Origin of the sequence: Pontimicrobium sp. SW4 (genome assembly GCF_039954625.1) — a bacterium.
Taxonomy (GTDB): Bacteria; Bacteroidota; Bacteroidia; order Flavobacteriales; family Flavobacteriaceae; genus Pontimicrobium.
In genome coordinates this window covers 3,291,943-3,312,152 of record NZ_CP157199.1, presented here as the reverse complement: position 1 = coordinate 3,312,152, position 20,210 = coordinate 3,291,943, and the positions used below count along the sequence as shown (strand labels likewise).

At 33.4% G+C, this 20,210-nt stretch carries 14 protein-coding genes; 6 read left to right on the top strand and 8 right to left on the bottom strand.

From position 1 onward, the window contains the following. Window positions 1-90: 90 nt before the first annotated feature. The 8 genes from ABGB03_RS15195 to panC all read right to left on the bottom strand — a co-directional run bounded on the left by ABGB03_RS15195 (window position 91) and on the right by panC (window position 9,482). Window positions 91-723 (bottom strand): lipoprotein signal peptidase, encoded by a 633-nt coding sequence (locus ABGB03_RS15195; RefSeq protein ID WP_347923562.1) that lies wholly within the window; start codon window positions 721-723, stop codon window positions 91-93. A 101-nt stretch (window positions 724-824) separates the two neighbouring features. Then, on the bottom strand, window positions 825-1,205 hold the full coding sequence (locus ABGB03_RS15190) for a TraR/DksA C4-type zinc finger protein (RefSeq protein ID WP_347923560.1): 381 nt from the start codon (window positions 1,203-1,205) through the stop codon (window positions 825-827). A 4-nt stretch (window positions 1,206-1,209) separates the two neighbouring features. Beyond that, window positions 1,210-4,614, bottom strand: coding sequence for an isoleucine--tRNA ligase (gene ileS, locus ABGB03_RS15185; protein ID WP_347923558.1), 3,405 nt, complete (start codon window positions 4,612-4,614; stop codon window positions 1,210-1,212). Between the two features lie 71 nt (window positions 4,615-4,685). After that, window positions 4,686-6,044, bottom strand: coding sequence for a DNA repair protein RadA (gene radA, locus ABGB03_RS15180; RefSeq protein ID WP_347923556.1), 1,359 nt, complete (start codon window positions 6,042-6,044; stop codon window positions 4,686-4,688). Beyond that, on the bottom strand, window positions 6,045-7,193 hold the full coding sequence (locus ABGB03_RS15175; RefSeq protein WP_347923555.1) for an alpha/beta hydrolase-fold protein: 1,149 nt from the start codon (window positions 7,191-7,193) through the stop codon (window positions 6,045-6,047). Between the two features lie 119 nt (window positions 7,194-7,312). Further along, window positions 7,313-8,263 carry a lysylphosphatidylglycerol synthase transmembrane domain-containing protein gene (locus ABGB03_RS15170; protein ID WP_347923553.1) on the bottom strand — a complete coding sequence of 317 codons (951 nt, stop codon included), beginning with the start codon at window positions 8,261-8,263 and terminating at the stop codon, window positions 7,313-7,315. 3 nt (window positions 8,264-8,266) lie between these two features. Continuing rightward, the gene (gene panD, locus ABGB03_RS15165) at window positions 8,267-8,617 is read right to left on the bottom strand and encodes an aspartate 1-decarboxylase (RefSeq protein ID WP_347923551.1); all 351 of its coding nucleotides are present in this window, start codon (window positions 8,615-8,617) and stop codon (window positions 8,267-8,269) included. Between the two features lie 13 nt (window positions 8,618-8,630). Continuing rightward, on the bottom strand, window positions 8,631-9,482 hold the full coding sequence (gene panC, locus ABGB03_RS15160; RefSeq protein ID WP_347923550.1) for a pantoate--beta-alanine ligase: 852 nt from the start codon (window positions 9,480-9,482) through the stop codon (window positions 8,631-8,633). Between the two features lie 105 nt (window positions 9,483-9,587). Between panC and ABGB03_RS15155 the strand changes: the two genes are divergently transcribed. From ABGB03_RS15155 to atpD, 6 genes are all read left to right on the top strand, one after another. After that, window positions 9,588-10,397 (top strand): glycogen/starch synthase, encoded by an 810-nt coding sequence (locus tag ABGB03_RS15155; protein WP_347923548.1) that lies wholly within the window; start codon window positions 9,588-9,590, stop codon window positions 10,395-10,397. Window positions 10,398-10,404: 7 nt separating this feature from the next. Then, on the top strand, window positions 10,405-12,168 hold the full coding sequence (locus ABGB03_RS15150; protein ID WP_347923546.1) for a DUF4270 domain-containing protein: 1,764 nt from the start codon (window positions 10,405-10,407) through the stop codon (window positions 12,166-12,168). A gap of 5 nt (window positions 12,169-12,173) precedes the next feature. Beyond that, window positions 12,174-14,021, top strand: coding sequence for a glutamine--fructose-6-phosphate transaminase (isomerizing) (gene glmS, locus ABGB03_RS15145; RefSeq protein ID WP_347923545.1), 1,848 nt, complete (start codon window positions 12,174-12,176; stop codon window positions 14,019-14,021). A 166-nt stretch (window positions 14,022-14,187) separates the two neighbouring features. Next, window positions 14,188-16,947: a TonB-dependent receptor gene (locus tag ABGB03_RS15140; RefSeq protein WP_347923543.1), complete on the top strand. Its 2,760-nt coding sequence runs from the start codon at window positions 14,188-14,190 to the stop codon at window positions 16,945-16,947. Window position 16,948: 1 nt separating this feature from the next. Continuing rightward, window positions 16,949-18,478 carry a G-D-S-L family lipolytic protein gene (locus ABGB03_RS15135; RefSeq protein WP_347923541.1) on the top strand — a complete coding sequence of 510 codons (1,530 nt, stop codon included), beginning with the start codon at window positions 16,949-16,951 and terminating at the stop codon, window positions 18,476-18,478. Window positions 18,479-18,696: 218 nt separating this feature from the next. Beyond that, entirely contained in the window at window positions 18,697-20,205 is a 1,509-nt protein-coding gene (gene atpD / locus ABGB03_RS15130) for a F0F1 ATP synthase subunit beta (protein WP_347923539.1), read from the top strand. The last annotated feature ends 5 nt before the right edge of the window (window positions 20,206-20,210 follow it).

The following is a 20,210-nucleotide window of genomic DNA, read 5'->3' as shown; positions in this document are numbered from 1 at the left end:
CTTTAAATTTAGTCTTAGTTCAAATTTAGAGTATTTGATTACATTAATCTAAAGACATTATTTTGTCTCCTTACTTTTACTAACTTTTTCTTATGAAATTTCTTTAACCTTTGGAAAGGCTTTCCTATTAAAAACAATCAATATTCCAACACCTGTACTTATTGCCATATCTGCAATATTAAAAACAGGATTAAAAAATGTAAAATAACTGTCTCCATAAAATGGTATCCATTCAGGTAAATACCCTTTCCACATTGGAAAATGTAACATGTCTACCACTTTACCATGCAATAAACTATCATAACCTCCTCCTTCTGGAAATGCTGTAGCTATTTGCCCATAGCTATCATTAAATATCACACCATAGAAAACAGAGTCAATAATGTTACCAAATGCACCAGCAAATATTAATGAAACAGCAATAATAAGTATTTTAGGACTCTTGCGTTTTATAGAGCTTAAAAGCCAATATCCAATACCAAATATCGCAACTAACCTAAAACTTGTAAGTATAACCTTTGCAGTTCTATCTGTAATAAGTGATGTAAAATCGCTAAGTTTTGCTCCCCAAGCCATTCCATCATTCTCTACAAACAAAATACGAAACCAATTAAAAACTTTAATTTCTTCGCCAAGTTCAAAATGTGTTTTTATATAAACCTTAGATACTTGGTCTATAAAAAGAATTATAATAATTAAAAATGAGGTTTTTTTTAAGGACATTGTGTTTTTTAAATTGCTCCTAGTGATACAAGAATGGCAAATATATATAAAATAAAAACGCCTCTAGAACGAGGCGCATAGACTAGTATATTTTTAATGTTTTATTGCATGTTCTTAGCTTCAATGCTTAAAGTGGCATGTGGTACAAGCTCTAATCTCTTTTTATTGATTAGTTTTCCTGTAACTCTACAAATTCCATAGGTTTTATTTTCAATTCTAATTAAAGCATTTTTTAAATCACGAATAAATTTTTCTTGTCTAATTGCTAAAGCAGAATTAGACTCTTTACTCATAACAGCACTTCCTTCATCAAACGCTTTAAACGTAGGAGAGGTATCATCTGTCCCATTATTGTGATCGTTCATGTAAGCACTTTTTATTAATTCTAAATCGTGCTGTGCTTTTTTAATTTTTTCTTGAATAAGCACTTTAAATTCAGCTAAATCTTTATCTGAATATCTTACTGTATTTCCAGCTGCCATATTTTTAAATTTTTTGAATAAACAATTTCGTATTTACATCATCAAAAGCAATTTCTATACCATTATTTAAGTCTTCTAAAATTTCCAACTCATCTGTTAATGTTTCGGTTTTTATATACTCTAAATTTTTATTTATTGCGTTAATAATCTGTTCATCTTTTTGAAATTGTACTGCAATTCTATCTGTTAATTCAAAACCAGAATCTTTACGTAAATTTTGAATTCGGTTTACTAATTCTCTTGCAATACCTTCTTTTTTTAAATCATCCGTTAATGTTACATCTAAAGCGACCGTTAAAGCTCCTTGACTTGCAACTAGCCAACCTTCAATATCTTGTGATGTAATCTCAACATCAGATTTCTCTAAAGTAATACTTTTTCCATTAATTTCAACATCTAAAATACCGTTTTGCTCGATATTTTTAATATCCTCAGCTTTAAAGTTATTAACCATTTGGGCAACAGCTTTCATATCTTTTCCAAAACGAGGCCCAAGCACTTTAAAATTAGGTTTTATCTGTTTTACCAAAATATCTGAAGCGTCTTCTAAAACCTCAACTTCCTTTACATTTACTTCAGATTTTATTAAATCGGCAACAGCTAAAATTTCCTGTTTTTGAGTTTCACTACTAATAGGAATCATTATTTTTTGCAATGGCTGACGCACTTTAATCTTTTCCTTAGCTCGTAACGACAAAACTAGTGATGATATTGTTTGAGCAGCTTCCATTTTACGTTCTAACGACTTGTCAACAAAACTTTTATCAAATTTTGGGAATTCTGCCAAGTGTACACTTTCAAACTGTTCAGTTTGTGTTGTCTTAGTTAAATCTAGATACAACTTATCCATAAAGAAAGGCGCAATTGGCGCTCCTAGCTTTGCAATGGTTACCATACAAGTGTATAGTGTTTGGTAAGCTGAAATTTTATCTTGCTGGTAATCGCCTTTCCAAAAACGTCTTCTACTTAAACGTACAAACCAGTTACTTACATAATCTTGTGTGAAATCTGAAATTGCTCTTGCCGCTTTTGTTGGTTCATAATCTGCATAAAATTCGTCAACCTTTTGGATTAATGTGTGTAATTCTGACAAAATCCAACGGTCAATTTCTGGTCTTTCATTTAGTGGAATATCAGCTTCAGCATACCTAAAATTGTCCAGATTTGTATATAAAGTAAAGAATGAATATGTATTGTAAAGCGTTCCAAAGAATTTACGTTTTACTTCTTCAATCCCTTCTAAATCAAACTTTAAATTATCCCATGGGTTCGCATTTGAAATCATATACCAACGTGTTGCATCTGCTCCATAAGTTACTAGTGTTTCAAAGGGATCTGTTGCATTTCCTAAACGTTTGGACATTTTTTGCCCATTTTTGTCTAACACCAATCCATTTGACACAACATTTTTATAAGCAACAGAGTCAAAAACCATGGTTCCAATTGCATGAAGTGTATAAAACCAACCACGTGTTTGATCAACACCTTCTGCTATAAAGTCCGCTGGGAATGATTTGTTTTGGTCAATTAATTCTTTATTCTCAAAAGGATAATGCCATTGTGCATAAGGCATAGATCCTGAATCAAACCACACATCAATTAAATCGCTTTCACGTTTCATTGGTTGACCAGATGGCGATACTAATACAATCTCATCAACAATATTTTTGTGTAAATCGATTTTAGCATAGTTTTCTTCGGAGTTATTACCAACCTCAAAATCTTCAAAAATATCTTTTGCTAAAACACCTGCTTCAACAGCCTTTTGCATTTCAGTCTTTAATTCTTCAACAGAACCTATACAAAGCGCTTCTTTACCATCTTCAGTTCTCCAAATTGGTAATGGAATTCCCCAATAACGTGAACGAGATAAATTCCAATCGTTAGCATTGGCTAACCAATTACCAAAACGTCCAGTTCCAGTCGATTTTGGTTTCCAATTGATCGTATCGTTCAATTCTACCATACGCTCCTTAACGTCTGTGATCTTAATGAACCAAGAATCTAACGGATAGTATAGAATTGGTTTGTCTGTTCTCCAACAGTTTGGATAACTATGTTTGTATTTTTCAACCTTAAAGGCTTTGTTTTCTTCTTTTAATTTAATAGCGAGTTCCACATCAACTGAGCGCTCTGGAGCTTCACCATCGTTATAATATTCATTCTTAACGTATTTCCCTGCAAATTCTCCAAGTTCTGGTCTAAATTTACCTTGTAAATCTACAAGAGGAACTAAATTTCCATTGTCGTCTTTTACTAACATTGGAGGAATTTCTGGTGTTACTTGTTTTGCAACTAACGCATCATCAGCTCCAAAAGTTGGTGCCGTATGTACAATTCCTGTACCGTCTTCAGTGGTTACAAAATCCCCAGAAATAACTCTAAACGCATTTTCAGGATTATCGTTAGGCAACGCATACTTAAGTAATTGCTCATATCTAATTCCTAGCAAATCTTTTCCTTTACATTCGGTAGCAATTAAAAATGGAACCTTTTTATCATCTTTTGAATAGCTTGAAAGCTCAGACACATCTTTAGTTTGATAATATTTTCCTGTAAACTGTTTTGTAACTAAATTTTTTGCAAGAATAACATGAACAGGTTCAAAAGTATATTGATTATAAGTAGCTACTACAACATAGTCAATTTTAGAACCGACTGTTAGTGCTGTATTACTTGGCAAGGTCCAAGGAGTTGTTGTCCAAGCAAGAAAATGTAAATGATCAAATCTTTTAAGAAACTCAGGTAAAGACTCTTTGTTCACTTTAAACTGAGCCACAACTGTCGTATCCGTTACATCCTGATAAGTTCCTGGTTGATTTAACTCATGCGAGCTTAAACCAGTTCCAGCTTTAGGTGAGTAAGGTTGAATGGTGTAACCTTTGTAAAGCAACTTCTTATCATAGATTTGCTTTAACAACCACCAAACTGACTCCATGTATTTTGGTTCGTAAGTAATATATGGATCATCCATATCTACCCAATAACCCATTTTTTGGGTTAGGTCGTTCCAAACATCTGTATAACGCATCACTGCTTTACGACAAGCCGCATTATAATCTTCTACAGAAATAGTTTTACCTATATCTTCCTTAGTAATTCCTAGTTCTTTTTCAACACCAAGTTCTATTGGTAATCCATGAGTATCCCAACCAGCTTTACGCTTTACTTGGTAGCCTTTCATGGTTTTATATCGAGGGAAAATATCCTTTATAGCACGCGCTAAAACGTGATGCACCCCTGGAAGTCCATTTGCAGAAGGTGGTCCTTCAAAAAACACATAAGGTTTATTTCCTTCTCGTGTTGTGACACTTTTTTCAAACACATTGTTTTCTTGCCAATAGTTTAGAATTTCTTCGGCTACTTTTGGTAAGTCAAGTCCTTTATATTCAGGAAATTTAGTACTCATTCTGTCCTATTTGATTTCGAGCTGCGAAATTAAGGAATTTTTAGAAAAATGATAGTCTGATTTCGAGTATTTTAAACGATAAACTCTACCAAATCCTCAATCTTTGAAATAAGTTGAATTTTAATAGCTGTGTTTTTTAATGAAATCTTATTGTATTTAGACACAAAAATGGTAGAGAAACCTAGCTTTTCTGCCTCTAGAACACGTTGCTCAACACGCTGTACAGGGCGAATTTCTCCAGATAGTCCAACCTCAGCCGCAAAACAAAAGTCTTTTTGCAACGCTTCATCTTCATTAGAAGATAAAATAGCTGCAACTACAGCTAAATCTATTGCTGGGTCATCAACCGTAATGCCTCCCGTAATATTTAAAAATACGTCTTTTGCACCTAATCTAAAACCAGCTCGTTTTTCTAAAACAGCTAAAAGCATATTTAAGCGTTTGGCATTAAAGCCTGTTGCAGAGCGCTGCGGTGTGCCATAAACTGCAGTACTTACTAAAGCTTGGACTTCTATCATTAATGGTCGCATACCTTCTAAGGTTGCTGCAATCGCATTCCCTGATAATTCTTCGTCTTTTTTAGAAATAAGTATCTCGGATGGGTTTGATACTTCTCGCAAGCCTGAACCTTGCATTTCGTAAATACCAAGTTCGTTGGTGGATCCAAAACGGTTTTTGTTGGCTCTTAAAATTCTAAATACATGATTTCTATCGCCTTCAAATTGCAAAACCGTATCCACCATGTGTTCCAGTATTTTTGGTCCTGCGATGTTTCCATCCTTTGTTATATGACCAATAAGTACAACTGGAGTTGCAGTTTCCTTAGCAAATTTTATAAGCTCCGTGGTGCATTCTTTTATTTGAGAAATACTACCTGAAGACGATTCAATATAATCACTATGTAGTGTTTGAATGGAATCAACTACCACAATATCTGGCTCTAAAGCTTCTATTTGCTTGAAAATATTTTGTGTCTTTGTTTCAGTAAGAATGTAGCAATTACTACTGTTAGGATTAATGCGTTCAGCTCGCATTTTAATTTGCTTCTGGCTTTCTTCACCTGAAACATATAAGGTTTTATAAGGTAATTTTAAGGCTATTTGAAGCAATAAGGTACTTTTTCCAATTCCTGGTTCGCCTCCTAAAAGTGTTAAGGATCCTGGGACAATGCCACCTCCAAACACACGATTAAATTCTGCATCACTAGTTTGAATTCGAGCTTCTTGTGATGTATCAATTTCATTTATTAATAATGGTTTCGATACTCGCTTTGACGAATTTAAAGGTGATTTCCAATCGCTTTTTTCAGGTTTTTGAATCACTTCCTCCGCTATAGTATTCCACTCTTTACATGCAGAACATTGTCCTTGCCATTTTGAAAACTGATTGCCACAATTTTGGCAGAAATATGTCGTTTTTACTTTTACCATTTAAAACCCAAAATCTCTTTTTATTGCATCTGCTCTTTCTAACATTTCATCTTTGGTGTAACCTCCAATTTCTTCTAAAATATAAGCCGATTTATAGGTTCGCATCGCTTTTTTAGGCTCCCCTGTTTCTTCATAAAAACGTCCTAAATAATAACTTCCTAGTAATGTATCTGGGTATTCTTTTCTTGCTAATTTCCCAAGTGCTTCGTATTCTTCAAATGTTTTGTTTTTTTCTATAGCAGCAGCAATAGCCTTAAAGTCGTTGATGAGTACTTGTTTTTTAATATTAAACAACTCATTAATCATTTGGTATTTTTCATTTAAATACTCTACTGGAGAGGTTTCTAAAGTTAAAATGCGTTCGGTATATTCTTTTTTACTAATAGGTTGAAACACAAAGAAAATACTTTCCAATGCATTTGGAATGGCGTGAGTTGGTAATGAATAATGTGTTGGCCCTTCAAACTCGTTGAAGGCAAAAAACATATTGTTCTTTTCTAAAGCTGAAAGTCGAGCATTTAAAAGCTTTGCATCTTCTCTAAGTGGTTTTATATCGTTAGTTGAAGTTGCTAAATAATAGAAAATTTTCTTCTCAATCTCGTTTAACCTAGTAGGTAGGTTTTCTAGCATACTCATTGCTAAATCTGGGCTTAATGCCATATAAGCATTAAAAAGCGGTTCTTTTTTAAATAAGTAGTAATTTATAAAATTGGCTGTTTCGCCATGTCCAACAGCGACTTTAAAATTGGCCGTTCTATACTTTTCTTCTATATACGGAATAAGCTCCATCCCTATAAACTCAAAGAATTTTACGCCAGATTCTACTGGAAAATAGGTTTGATCGGAATAATAATTATCGTCACCTCTTGAGTTTACTTGATTTATCCCGACAACAATAGCTTCAGGCATGTCTTCCCAATAGGAATAATAATCTACATTTCCAGCTACAGGTTCAAATAGATAATCGCCATCAAAAACGATGAAAATAGGATATAGCTTTTCTAAGTTTTCTTCGTAATTTCTTGGTAGTTGAATTTTTAACTCTCTTGAGGTTCCAAGTTTTGCTGATTGAAACTCCTCATATATCGTTTGTGAATTTACAAAGCTAAAACTAAGAAAGCTTATAAAAATGGCTAGTTTAAATTTCATTTTAATTCGATTTGAGATTTGATTATGGCAAGGTAAACAATTAGGGCTAAAAAATGAAGCTGTATATAATCGCTTTTACTTTTTTGTTATATCTCGTTCTTAAACAAGACAACAAATAACTACTTTCTATTATATATTGGTAATAATATAAATGAAATTGTCCCAAGAACAATCAAAAGTACTGTTTGCGAAGTCCAAACGATCCACCCAAAAGCAACGCTTGGTGTTTCAGGTATACTAAATAATGAAAATGCAGCACCTATTGCTAAAGGATAAATAAATATTCCTCCATTAGTTGCGGCTATTGTAAAACTAGCAGCTATGAATCCAATAAGTATTGCCGCAAAAGGTACATTATCAATATCAGAAACTGCGAATGAAGTGAAATAAAACATTAACACATACATTATCCAAATGAAAAAGGTGTGAAAAATAAATGCCCATTTCTTTTTCATTTTAAAAATACTTGTGGCTCCTTCAAAAATACCTTGAATAAAGACTCTTATTTTTAACAATATCCCTGATTTTGCTTTTGAAATTATTAAAAAGAATAAAACTCCGAAAAGAATAATCCCTATCAACCCAACGACAATTGTTAGTGGATTAAAGTTTTTTACTAACAACTCTTTAATAAATTCATATTGAATAAAAAGTGTACCAAGAATTATCAATAACATTACTAATAAATCTGCCACTCTTTCAGCTACTATAGTGCCAAAACCCTTTTCAAATGGTACTTTTTCATAGTTTGCAAATATTGCAGCTCTCAATACTTCGCCAGATCTAGGTATCCCAAAATTAGTTAAATAGGCTATAAATACAGCCATAATACTATTAGGCAATTTAGGTTTATAACCCAATGGTTCTAACATAAATTTCCACCTATAAGCTCTGGATAAATGACTTAATACACCACAAAACATCCCTACAAACACCCATAGATAATTAGCCTTTTCGAAATACGGAATAATTTTGTCTATTGGAAGTTTTGAAAAAGTATACCACCCAAAAAAAACCGCTAATACTAGCGGAATGACAATTCTGATTGCTTTTTTGGTTGATTTATTCAAAAATTATTTTAATAAATTGGTGTTTTCGTCTGGAAAAACTAACGATGGTTTAAATATTTTAGCCTCTTCAATATCCATAAATGCATAGGTTATTAAGATAAGCGTATCTCCAACAGATACTTTACGTGCAGCAGCACCATTTAAAGTGATTTCCCCGCTATTTCTTGGTCCTGGAATTACATAAGTATCAAGACGCTCACCATTGTCGTTATTTACAATTTGAACTTTTTCTCCTTGAATGATATTTGCAGCATCCATTAAGTTCTCATCTATGGTAATACTTCCTATATAGTTTAGGTCAGCACCTGTACATTTAACTCGATGAATCTTAGATTTTACAACTTGTATTTGCATTGGGCAAAGGTAATTAATTTAGTGCGATATTATCTATAAGTCTTATCTCTCCAGCATAAGCCGCAACAAACGCACGATATTTTTTTGATTTAGATTTTCTTTTTACTGGTTTTAAGGTATTTATGTCGGCAATTATAAAATATTCTAACTCTAATAGTTGATTTTTTTCAAATTGTTTTTTAACCCATTCCGTAATTTTAGTAGCACTTTTTGTGCCAAATTTATTCTTAGCTTCTTGTAAAGTTTTATAAATAAACGGTGCTTCTTTTTTATATTCAGGCAGTAACCTTTCGTTACGAGAGCTCATTGCAAGACCTGTAGCTTCGCGATGTATTTTACATCCAACTATTTTTACAGGTAAGCTGTTTTTTTCTACTAACCTTCTAATAATTTGTAGTTGCTGAAAGTCTTTTTCACCAAAATAAGCTTTATTAGGCGTAATGATTTCAAAGAATCGTTTCACAATAGTGCCGACACCATTAAAATGTCCATCTCTAAATTCACCTTCCATTTCATTTTCCAAACCATCGAATTCAAATTTAGTTGACTTTGCCTTCTTTCCATAAATATCTTCAACTGTTGGAGCATACACAAAAACCTTAGATTTAAATGCTCCTTTTAGTAATACTACATCTCTTTCTAAAGTTCTAGGGTAATTTTTAAGATCTTTTTTGTTATCAAATTGCGTAGGATTAACAAAAATACTCACGAAAACAACATCATTTTCTTTTAAAGCTTTACTTATTAGAGACAAATGACCTTCATGTAAAGCACCCATAGTAGGAACAAATCCAATAGAAATGTTAGTTTTTCTTAAGTCTAAGATTATGTCTTTAATCTGTTCTTTTGTGTTTGCTACTTGCATTTTATAAAAAAATTAACAGCTTGCAAACATAATATATTACTGTTAATCTGCATAATTTTTGTAATTTTGCGTGTTTTTTATTCTAAAATTAAAGCAGAAGCGTTTATGAAAGATAAGAGAATATTGTATGTGTCCTCTGAAGTAGTGCCATATTTACCTGAGACAGAGATTTCTTCAATGTCCTTTGAGGCACCAAGAATGGTAAACAAACAAGGAGGTCAAATACGAATATTCATGCCAAGATATGGAAACATTAATGAAAGAAGGCATCAGCTTCATGAAGTAATTCGACTATCTGGAATAAATTTAGTGATTAATGACTTAGATATGCCGTTAATTATTAAAGTGGCATCTATCCCAAAAGAAAGAATTCAAGTTTACTTTATTGATAACGAAGAATATTTTAAGCGTAAAGCAACTTTAACAGATGAAAATGGGAAGTTATTTACCGATAATGACGAACGTGCTATTTTCTTTGCAAAAGGAGTTATTGAAACTGTTAAAAAATTGAATTGGGCGCCAGATATTATTCATGTTCATGGATGGTTAGCGTCATTACTTCCTCTTTATTTAAAAGAATATTATAAAGACGAACCTCTTTTTAATGAGAGTAAAATAGTTACTTCATTGTACAATCAAAGCTTTGATGATTCGTTAAATAAAGAAATGATTAATAAAGTTAAATTTGATAATATCGATGAGTCATCAATAAAGGCTTTAGAAACACCTACTTATAATAATATTATGAAAGTAGCTATAGATTACTCTGATGCTTTAATTGTTGGATCCGAAAGTATTCCTGAAGAATTACAAGACTATTTAAAAAATTGCGAAAAGCCAGTCTTAGAATATCAATATCCAGATGAATTTGCTGAAGCTTATACAGCATTTTATAACACCCAAGTTTTAAGTTAAAAAATACATGAAAAAGAATAAAATTTTATTACAAAACTTAGCTCTTTTGGCTATAATTGCTACTGTATTTGCTGCATGTGAAAGAGATTTTGCTAATTTAGAATCAGATGTGGTAAACTCCGAAAATACAACACATTTTAACGCAGATGTTGTAACTTACCCTATAGTCACTTACAATAAAAACATATCTGCATTTCATTCTAGCAGGCTTCCTTCAAACTTAATTGGGTATTATAACGATCCTGTATTTGGAAGTTATTCAGCTAATTTTGTTGCTCAACTTTCACCAAATCTCTTTAATCCAAATTTTGGCGAAAATGTAGTTTTAGATTCTGCGGTACTTACAGTCCCTTATTATAGTAGAGTAACTGGAACTAATGAGGATGGTGGTTCTGACTATGCATTGGACTCAGTTTATATAGATACTCCTATTAAGCTATCCATTTTCCAAAACAACTATTTTTTAAGAGAATTTGATCCAAATTCAGACTTAAATCAATCTCAAAAATATTATTCAAATGGCGCGCTTTCAGAATCAGTTCAAATAAATCCTGCAGATTTGGAAGGACAGCTTATTTATGATGCAGACTTTATACCTAGTGAAAAACAAATTGTTTTAAAAGGGTTAAATGAAAACGGAGAAGCAGATTCAACTTTTGTTGCACCATCGATAAGAGTTCATATAAAAGATGCCTCTACTGACACATATTGGCAACAATTGTTGTTTGACAAACAAGATGACCCAGAATTAAGTAATCGAAATAATTTTCTAAACTATTTTAGAGGACTTTACTTTAAAGCTGAAGGCATAAGTGGTTCAGGATCAATGGCGATGCTTAATTTTAATTCTTCAGACGCAAATCTTACCATATATTATACAAGCGATAAAGATAATACTGATGAAGATGGTGATGGTATTCCTGATTATGCTGATGTAGACAGTAATGGGGACAATGTAAATGATAATGGAACTGACACTGACAGTGATGGCATTAACGATGCGCATGATGTTGATGAAACAGGAGGAACTGACATAAATAATAACGGAATTGATGATAATTTAGACTCTAATAAAGGTGAATATACAATGAACTTTTATAGGAATTTGATTAATCTAATGGACAACAATTTAATCGCAATTCCTCCTGGTAATGAAGCTGTAGGCGATGAAAAACTCTATTTAAAAGGTGGTGAAGGATCCATGGCTGTTATTAATTTATTCAATGGTGATGAAAATGGTAATTCTCCAGAATTCGATCAGTTTAAAAGTGATTTTAAAAACGGTGATACACCAAAGAGATTAGTTAATGAAGCTTATTTAGAATTTTATGTAGATCAAAGTACTGTTCAAGGAAATGAACCTGACAGAGTTTTTCTTTATGATTTAAATAATAATACAGCACTAATTGACTATTTTATAGATCAATCTGCAAGTGGTACAACAGTAAATGCTAAAATAGACCATTTATCTCCTTTAAAAAGAGAAGACGATGATCCAGAAGGTGATGGTATTAAATACAAAATACGAATAACCGAGCACATAAAGAACCTTTTTGTTAATGATTCAACTAATGTAAAATTAGGCTTAACGGTAATTTCTGGAGTAGGTTCAATTAATATGCAAGAGCTTCTAGACAATAGTGATGGTGTTAAAGCAATTCCTAACGGAACTCTTTTATCACATAAAGGCACTGTCCTTTTTGGAAATAATACAACCAATGAAGCAAAAAAAGCTAAATTAACTATATATTATACTGAACCTGAAAACTAAAAGTTATGTGTGGTATTGTTGGATATATTGGACATAGAGAAGCTTACCCTATTATTCTTAATGGGCTTAAACGTTTAGAATATAGAGGTTATGATAGTGCAGGAATTGCTTTGTTTGATGGTAATGAGATAAAGCTATCTAAAACGAAAGGTAAGGTTGACGATTTAGAGAAACGAGTAGCTAGCGAAATATCTACACAAGGAAGTCTTGGAATTGGTCACACACGTTGGGCAACACATGGTGTTCCTAACGATGTTAACTCACACCCTCATTATTCAAATTCTGGAGATTTAGTTATTATCCATAACGGAATCATTGAGAACTACGAAGCCTTAAAAAAAGAACTTCAAAAAAGAGGCTACACTTTTAAATCTGATACAGATACAGAAGTTCTAGTAAACCTTATTGAAGACATTAAAAAAAGCAACAATGTTAGATTAGGAAAAGCAGTTCAAATAGCTTTAAATCAAGTTGTTGGAGCTTATGCTATTGCTGTTTTTGATAAAACAAAACCCAATGAAATTGTAGTCGCTCGTTTAGGAAGCCCACTAGCAATTGGTGTTGGTGATGATGAGTTTTTTATTGCAAGTGACGCAACACCTTTCATAGAATATACCAATAATGCCATTTATTTGGAAGATGAGGAAATGGCAGTAGTAAGAAGACATAAAGACGTTAAAATTCGTAAAATCAAAGACGATTCTTTAGTAAGCCCCTATGTTCAGGAATTACAACTTAATCTTGAGCAAATTGAAAAAGGTGGTTATGAGCATTTCATGCTCAAAGAGATTTTTGAACAACCTCACGCAATTAGAGACACCTATAGAGGTCGTTTATTAAGCAATGAAGCTATTATTAAAATGGCTGGTGTTGAAGATAACATGAAAATGTTTTTGAACGCCAATCGCATTATTATAGTTGCATGTGGAACCTCATGGCATGCAGGTTTAGTTGCCGAATACATATTCGAAGATTTAGCGAGAATTCCTGTTGAAGTTGAGTATGCCTCTGAGTTTAGATATAGAAACCCTGTAATCGATAAAAATGATGTAGTTATTGCTATATCACAATCTGGCGAAACAGCAGATACTTTAGCTGCAATTAAATTAGCAAAGTCTCATGGTGCATTTGTGTTTGGTGTTTGTAACGTCGTAGGATCTTCCATTGCAAGAGAGACAAATGCAGGTGCATATACACATGCTGGACCAGAAATTGGTGTAGCATCTACAAAAGCTTTTACAACTCAAATTACTGTTTTAACCTTAATAGCTTTACGATTAGCTAGAGCAAAAGGCACTATGTCAAGTTCAGATTTTAGACGTCATTTAGTAGAGTTGGAAATGATTCCTGATAAAGTTAAACAAGCTTTAGAATCTGATGCTTATGTAAAAACTATTGCTGAAATTTATAAAGATGCCAAGAACTTTTTATACTTAGGTCGTGGCTATAATTTCCCAGTAGCACTGGAAGGTGCATTAAAGCTTAAAGAAATCTCATATATTCATGCAGAAGGTTATCCAGCTGCTGAAATGAAGCATGGTCCCATTGCTCTTATTGATGAAAATATGCCAATTGTAGTTATAGCTACAAAAAAAGGGCATTATGAAAAAGTCGTAAGTAACATTGAAGAGATTAAAGCTAGAAAAGGAAAAATTATTGGTATTGTTACTAAAGGAGATACAAGTGTTCGGAAATTAGCAGATCATGTTATTGAAGTTCCAGAAACAATAGAGTCTCTTACTCCGCTTTTAACAACAATCCCATTACAACTACTATCCTATTATATTGCAGTATTGTTAGAAAAAAATGTAGATCAACCTCGTAATTTAGCAAAATCTGTTACTGTAGAATAAGATTTCTTATTTAAAATTAATCCAAATTTAAATTTTAAGATAATCACTATTCAAAAAGTCTTATATTGTACAATCTATTTACTATGCGTGCATAGTTGTTTTGTTTTTTTATATTGCACCAATAGTAAAAGTGAATTTTAATTATAAAATTAAATTAATACCCAATATGAGAACTATTCTAAAAATTTTTCTATTATTCTTTTGCGTATCATCCTATGCGCAAACTACTATAAAAGGTAAAGTTACCGACGATAGTGGACAGCCGCTCCCTGGAGCCAACATTATTATTGTTGGCACTTCTACTGGGACTATGACAGATTTTGATGGTAATTATACCTTAAATACAAGTCAAACACCTCCATTTACAATTCAAGTAAGTAGCGTTGGTTTTGAAACACTAACAAAAGAGGCAACAACAAATAACCAAGTAATTGACTTTGCTTTAAAAGAAGGTAGTGAATTAGATGAAATTGTAATATCAGCATCAAGAACTCCTGAACGAATCTTTGAGTCTCCTGTAACCGTTGAGCGTTTTGGTTTAAAAGAAATTAAAAATACGGCATCAGCTGACTTTTATGATGGGCTTGAAAATTTAAAAGGGGTAGATGTAAATACTAACAGTTTAACATTTAAGTCAATTAATACTCGTGGATTTGCAACATTTGCAAACAACCGTTTTATGCAATTGGTAGATGGTATGGACAATTCAACACCAGCTCTTAACTTTCCAATTGGAAATTTAGTGGGTATGATAGAAACTGATGTTCAAAGCGTAGAATTACTCCCTGGAGCATCATCAGCATTATATGGTGCAAATGCTTTTAACGGAATTTTATTTATGACTAGTAAAAACCCATTTGACCATTCTGGTATTAGTGGTTATTACAAACAAGGAATGACTTCTCAAGAAGCAAATGGTGATAACACATATACAGACTTTGGTATAAGAGCCGCCTATAAGTTTAGTGATAAATTTGCTGGAAAAGTGAATTTCGCATATTTAAAAGGAACTGATTGGGGTGCAACTAGTGAAGTTGACAAAAATTCTACTGGAGGGACAAGAGCTTCAAATATAAACTATAATGGTATAAATGTTTATGGTGATGAAGTAGCAACCAATATAAGATCGGCTTCTGGATTAGGAATCATTCCTGATGTTGTAGTAAGTAGAACTGGTTATAATGAAAGAGATTTAACTGATTTTAACGCAGAAAGTGTAAAAGCAGATTGGGGGTTATATTATAGACCTTGGGCAACCGATTTCGAAATTTCCTATGTTGGTAAAGTAGGAACTGGTACAACTATTTATCAAGGTTTAAATAGATATAATATTAGAAATTTCTTTCAAGAACAACATAAACTAGAATTAAAAAATGACAATTTCTTCTTAAGAGGTTATGTTGTTGCAGACAATGCTGGAGATTCATATGATATGGTGTTTACTGGAATCAACATACTTAATGCATGGAAACCTCACTCGCAATGGTTTCAAGAGTATATAGGTGCTTATGCTGGTATTGAACTAAGCGGAAACCCCCTAGGTTTAAGCGAAGAACAAAAACATGCTGCTGCAAGATCAGTAGCTGAACAAGGAAGATATGAACCTGGGACACCAGAGTTTAAAGCTGCTTTTAATAGAAGTGTAAATGATCCTGATTTAAAAACAGGATCTAAATTCCAAGACGCTTCTAAATATTATCATGCAGATGGTAATTACAATTTTAGCCATCTAATTGATTTTGCAGACATCCAAGTTGGTGGTTCTTATAGACAATATAGTCTAAATTCTGGAGGTACTATTTATACAGATTTAGATGGACCAATAGATTATTCTGAATATGGAGTTTATACTCAAATTCAAAAAGAATTTGATTTTAATGATGATTTAAGCTTAAAATTAACGGGATCTGTTCGATATGACAAGTCTGAGTTTTTTGATGGTTTTGTTTCTCCACGTATTTCGGCAGGCTTGACTGTAAATGAAAATCATAATATTAGAGCTTCAGCTCAAACCGGATTTAGAAATCCAACAACTCAAGATTTATTTATTGGATTAGATTCTGGACAAGGATTCTTAGTTGGCTCTTCACCTGATAACTTGGCAAGATGGTCAAGAGATTTACCAGTAAGTGCATCAGGTCAGTTATTAGGGCAACCAGCTACTATTACTCAAACTGGCGCTGCACCTTATACTAATTCGTATACAGGCAGTTCATTAAAAGCCTTTGGAGCTACTGGAAATCCTGCTGTTTTAGAAGTTGCAAACCCAGATTTAATAAAACCTGAACAAGTTACATCCTACGAAGTAGGATACAGAGGTAAAATAAATAGATTAATTGTAGATTTCAGCGTTTACTATAATAGTTATAAAGATTTTATTTCTCAAGAAGGCGTAGCATCTCCATTGTATGGTACAGCTGGAGATGGTTCTTTATCTATTTTAGCAATAGCAAATGGAGATTTCCAAGGGTATAGTGCCTATACTAATGCAAATGCAAAAGTTAATTCATATGGCGCTTCAATTGGAATATCTACTAAAGTTTTTGGTGATTTTGATTTAAGTGGAAGTTATACTTTTGCAAAATTAGATTTTGACCAAGGAAAGTATCCAGATTTTGTAACAAATTTCAACACTCCTGAACATAAGTTTAAGGCTTCTTTTGGGAATACTAACTTATTTAAAAACTTTGGTTTTAATCTAGCCTACAGATTTAGTGACGATTATTACTGGGAAGCTACTTTTGGTGATGGTGTTGTCCCAGAATTTCATGTACTTGACGCACAAATTAATTTAAAAGTTCCTAGTTTAAAATCAACTTTTAAAGTTGGTGCTACAAATTTATTAGGAGACGAATATTTCACAGCCTTTGGCTCTGGATTCATCGGTTCTCAATACTATATCTCATGGACAATTAACAACTTATAAAATGAAAACAAATATTATGAATACTAAATATATATGGCTGCTATTAATCTGTTTAGGTTTTGTAGCATGTAACGATCCAGAAGATTTCATTGACCCAGTTGAGCCAGAAGTAGTACTCCCTCCTCTAACTGCTGGAAGTGCTGATTTTTCTAAATTTGTATCAGTAGGAGCATCGTTTACAGCAGGTTATGCTGATGGTGCTTTATTTAACGCTTCACAACAAAATTCATTTCCAAATATAATGGCTGAGCAGTTTGCTAAAGCTGGTGGTGGTTCGTTTACACAACCAATGATGACTGGTAATTTTGGTGGTTTAGCATTAGGAGGAACAAGAATAGCTGATCCTCGACTTGTTTTTGGAGGCGCTGGACCTGTACCACTGGAGTCTATAATTGGACCTATCATTGTTGCTACTGATATAACAAACAATCCAACTGGACCATTTAATAATATGGGAGTCCCTGGAGCCAAGAGTTTTCATTTATTAGCACCTGGATATGGAAATGTAGCTGGAGTTCTTTCAGGACAAGCAAATCCATATTATGTCCGTATGGCCTCAAGTCCAACTGCAACTGTATTAGGAGATGTCATCGTGCAAGCGCCTACTTTTTTCTCATTATCTGAAGTTGGAGGTAACGATGTTTTAGGGTATGCAACCTCTGGTGGAACTGGGGTTGACCAAACTGGAAATTTAAACCCTGCTACTTATGGAAGAAATGATATTACAGATCCAAATGTATTTGCACAAGCATTTAATGGAATGGTGACAACACTTACATCTGGTGGAGCCAAAGGTGTTGTAGCAAATGTGCCGAATATTACTGATTTACCTCATTTTACCACAATACCATATAACCCTGTGCCACTAGATGCGGCCACTGCTGGTGCTTTAAATGCTGGATATGCCACTTATAATGGTGGACTTCAACAAGCGTTTGCTGCGTTAACAGGGACGGGTTTATTTACTCAAGAAGAATTAGATAGGAGAACTATTAATTTTGTTGAAGGGCAAAATGCTATGGTTGTTATTGATGAAGATTTAACAAATTTAGGAGCTATTAATCCTGCTTTTTCTGGAATACCACAATATAGACAAGCAACAGCAGATGATCTCTTTATATTATCATTATCCTCACTAATTCCTCAAGGTTACGGAACTCAAATTCCTTTAGAGGATAAATGGGTGTTAACTCCTGAAGAACAAACAGCTATTCAAACAGCTACTGATGCTTATAATGCAACAATATCATCCGTTGCTTCTGCTAATGGTGTAGCTCTTGTAGATTTACAAACTATTTTAAATCAAGCAGCTACAACAGGAATCCCTTTTGATGATTATATTGTAACAGCCGATTTAGTTACAGGTGGAACAGTTAGCTTAGATGGTATTCACCTTACAGCAAGAGGTTATGCATTTATGGCTAATAAGTTTTTAGAAGCTATTGACGCTACATACGGTTCAAACTTTGTTGCCTCAGGAAATGTGGCAAAAGCTAATGATTATGGTGTTATGTATTCTCCTGGATTATAATAAAAAACTATATTTATAAATCTTTAAAACCCAGAATTTTGTTCTGGGTTTTTTGTTTTTCTTTTGAAGAAAATAGCACTCTATTCTCAACTTAAAAAAACTTATGCTTTTTGACAATAATTATATATGGTTTTTTAATTAAAACTCATATATTTGCAGCGCGAAAAACGAGCTGTTTTTCAATTAAAATTTAAGCAAAAACAATAAACACATAAGTAATGTCAAAAGTTACAGGTAAAGTTGCACAAATAGTAGGTCCAGTTATCGATGTTGAATTCGGTGCTGGTGCTGAACTTCCAAAGATTTATGATTCGTTAGAAATTAACAGACCTGATGGTTCTATTTTAGTACTAGAAGTACAATCTCACATTGGTGAGGATACTGTACGTACTATCGCCATGGACTCTTCTGATGGCTTAAGTAGAGGTACAGAAGTTACTGCAACTGGTGCTCCAATACAAATGCCAATTGGTGACGATGTTTATGGTCGTCTTTTTAATGTCATTGGAGATGCTATTGATGGTCTTGGAAATTTACCTAAAGCTGGAGATGCTGGCTTACCAATTCACCGTCAAGCGCCTAAATTTGAAGATTTATCAACATCTACTGAAGTTTTATTTACCGGTATTAAAGTAATCGATTTAATTGAGCCTTATGCAAAAGGTGGTAAAATTGGTTTATTTGGTGGTGCTGGTGTAGGTAAAACAGTATTAATTCAGGAGTTGATTAACAATATTGCAAAAGGTCATGGTGGTTTATCAGTATTTGCCGGTGTAGGTGAAAGAACTCGTGAAGGAAATGACCTTTTAAGAGAAATGTTAGAATCTGGAATTATCCGTTATGGTGATGATTTTATGCACTCTATGGAAGAAGGGGGATGGGATTTATCTAAAGTAGATAAATCTAAAATGAAAGAATCTAAAGCAACATTTGTATTCGGACAAATGAATGAGCCTCCTGGAGCACGTGCACGTGTTGCCTTATCTGGTTTAACTATTGCTGAATATTTCCGTGATGGTGCTGGTGAAGGACAAGGAAAAGATGTGCTTTTCTTCGTAGATAACATTTTCCGTTTTACACAAGCTGGTTCTGAGGTGTCTGCATTACTTGGTCGTATGCCTTCTGCGGTGGGTTACCAACCAACATTAGCAACTGAAATGGGTGCTATGCAAGAGCGTATTACTTCAACAAAAAGAGGTTCTATTACATCTGTGCAAGCGGTTTACGTGCCTGCAGATGATTTAACAGATCCTGCGCCTGCTACAACTTTTGCTCACTTAGATGCAACAACAGTATTATCTCGTAAAATTGCTGAGTTAGGTATTTATCCTGCAGTAGATCCATTAGATTCTACATCAAGAATTTTAACTGCTGATATTTTAGGAGCTGAACATTACGATTGTGCACAAAGAGTAAAAGAGTTATTACAACGTTATAAAGAATTACAAGATATTATTGCTATTCTAGGTATGGAAGAATTATCTGAAGAAGATAAAATGGCTGTAGGTAGAGCTAGACGTGTACAACGTTTCTTGTCTCAACCTTTCCACGTAGCAGAGCAGTTTACAGGTATCCCAGGTGTTTTGGTTGATATTAAAGAAACTATTAAAGGGTTTAACATGATTATGGATGGTGAATTAGATCACTTACCTGAAGCTGCGTTTAACCTTAAAGGAACTATTGAAGAAGCTATTGAAGCTGGAGATAAAATGCTTGCTGAAGCGTAATTTAA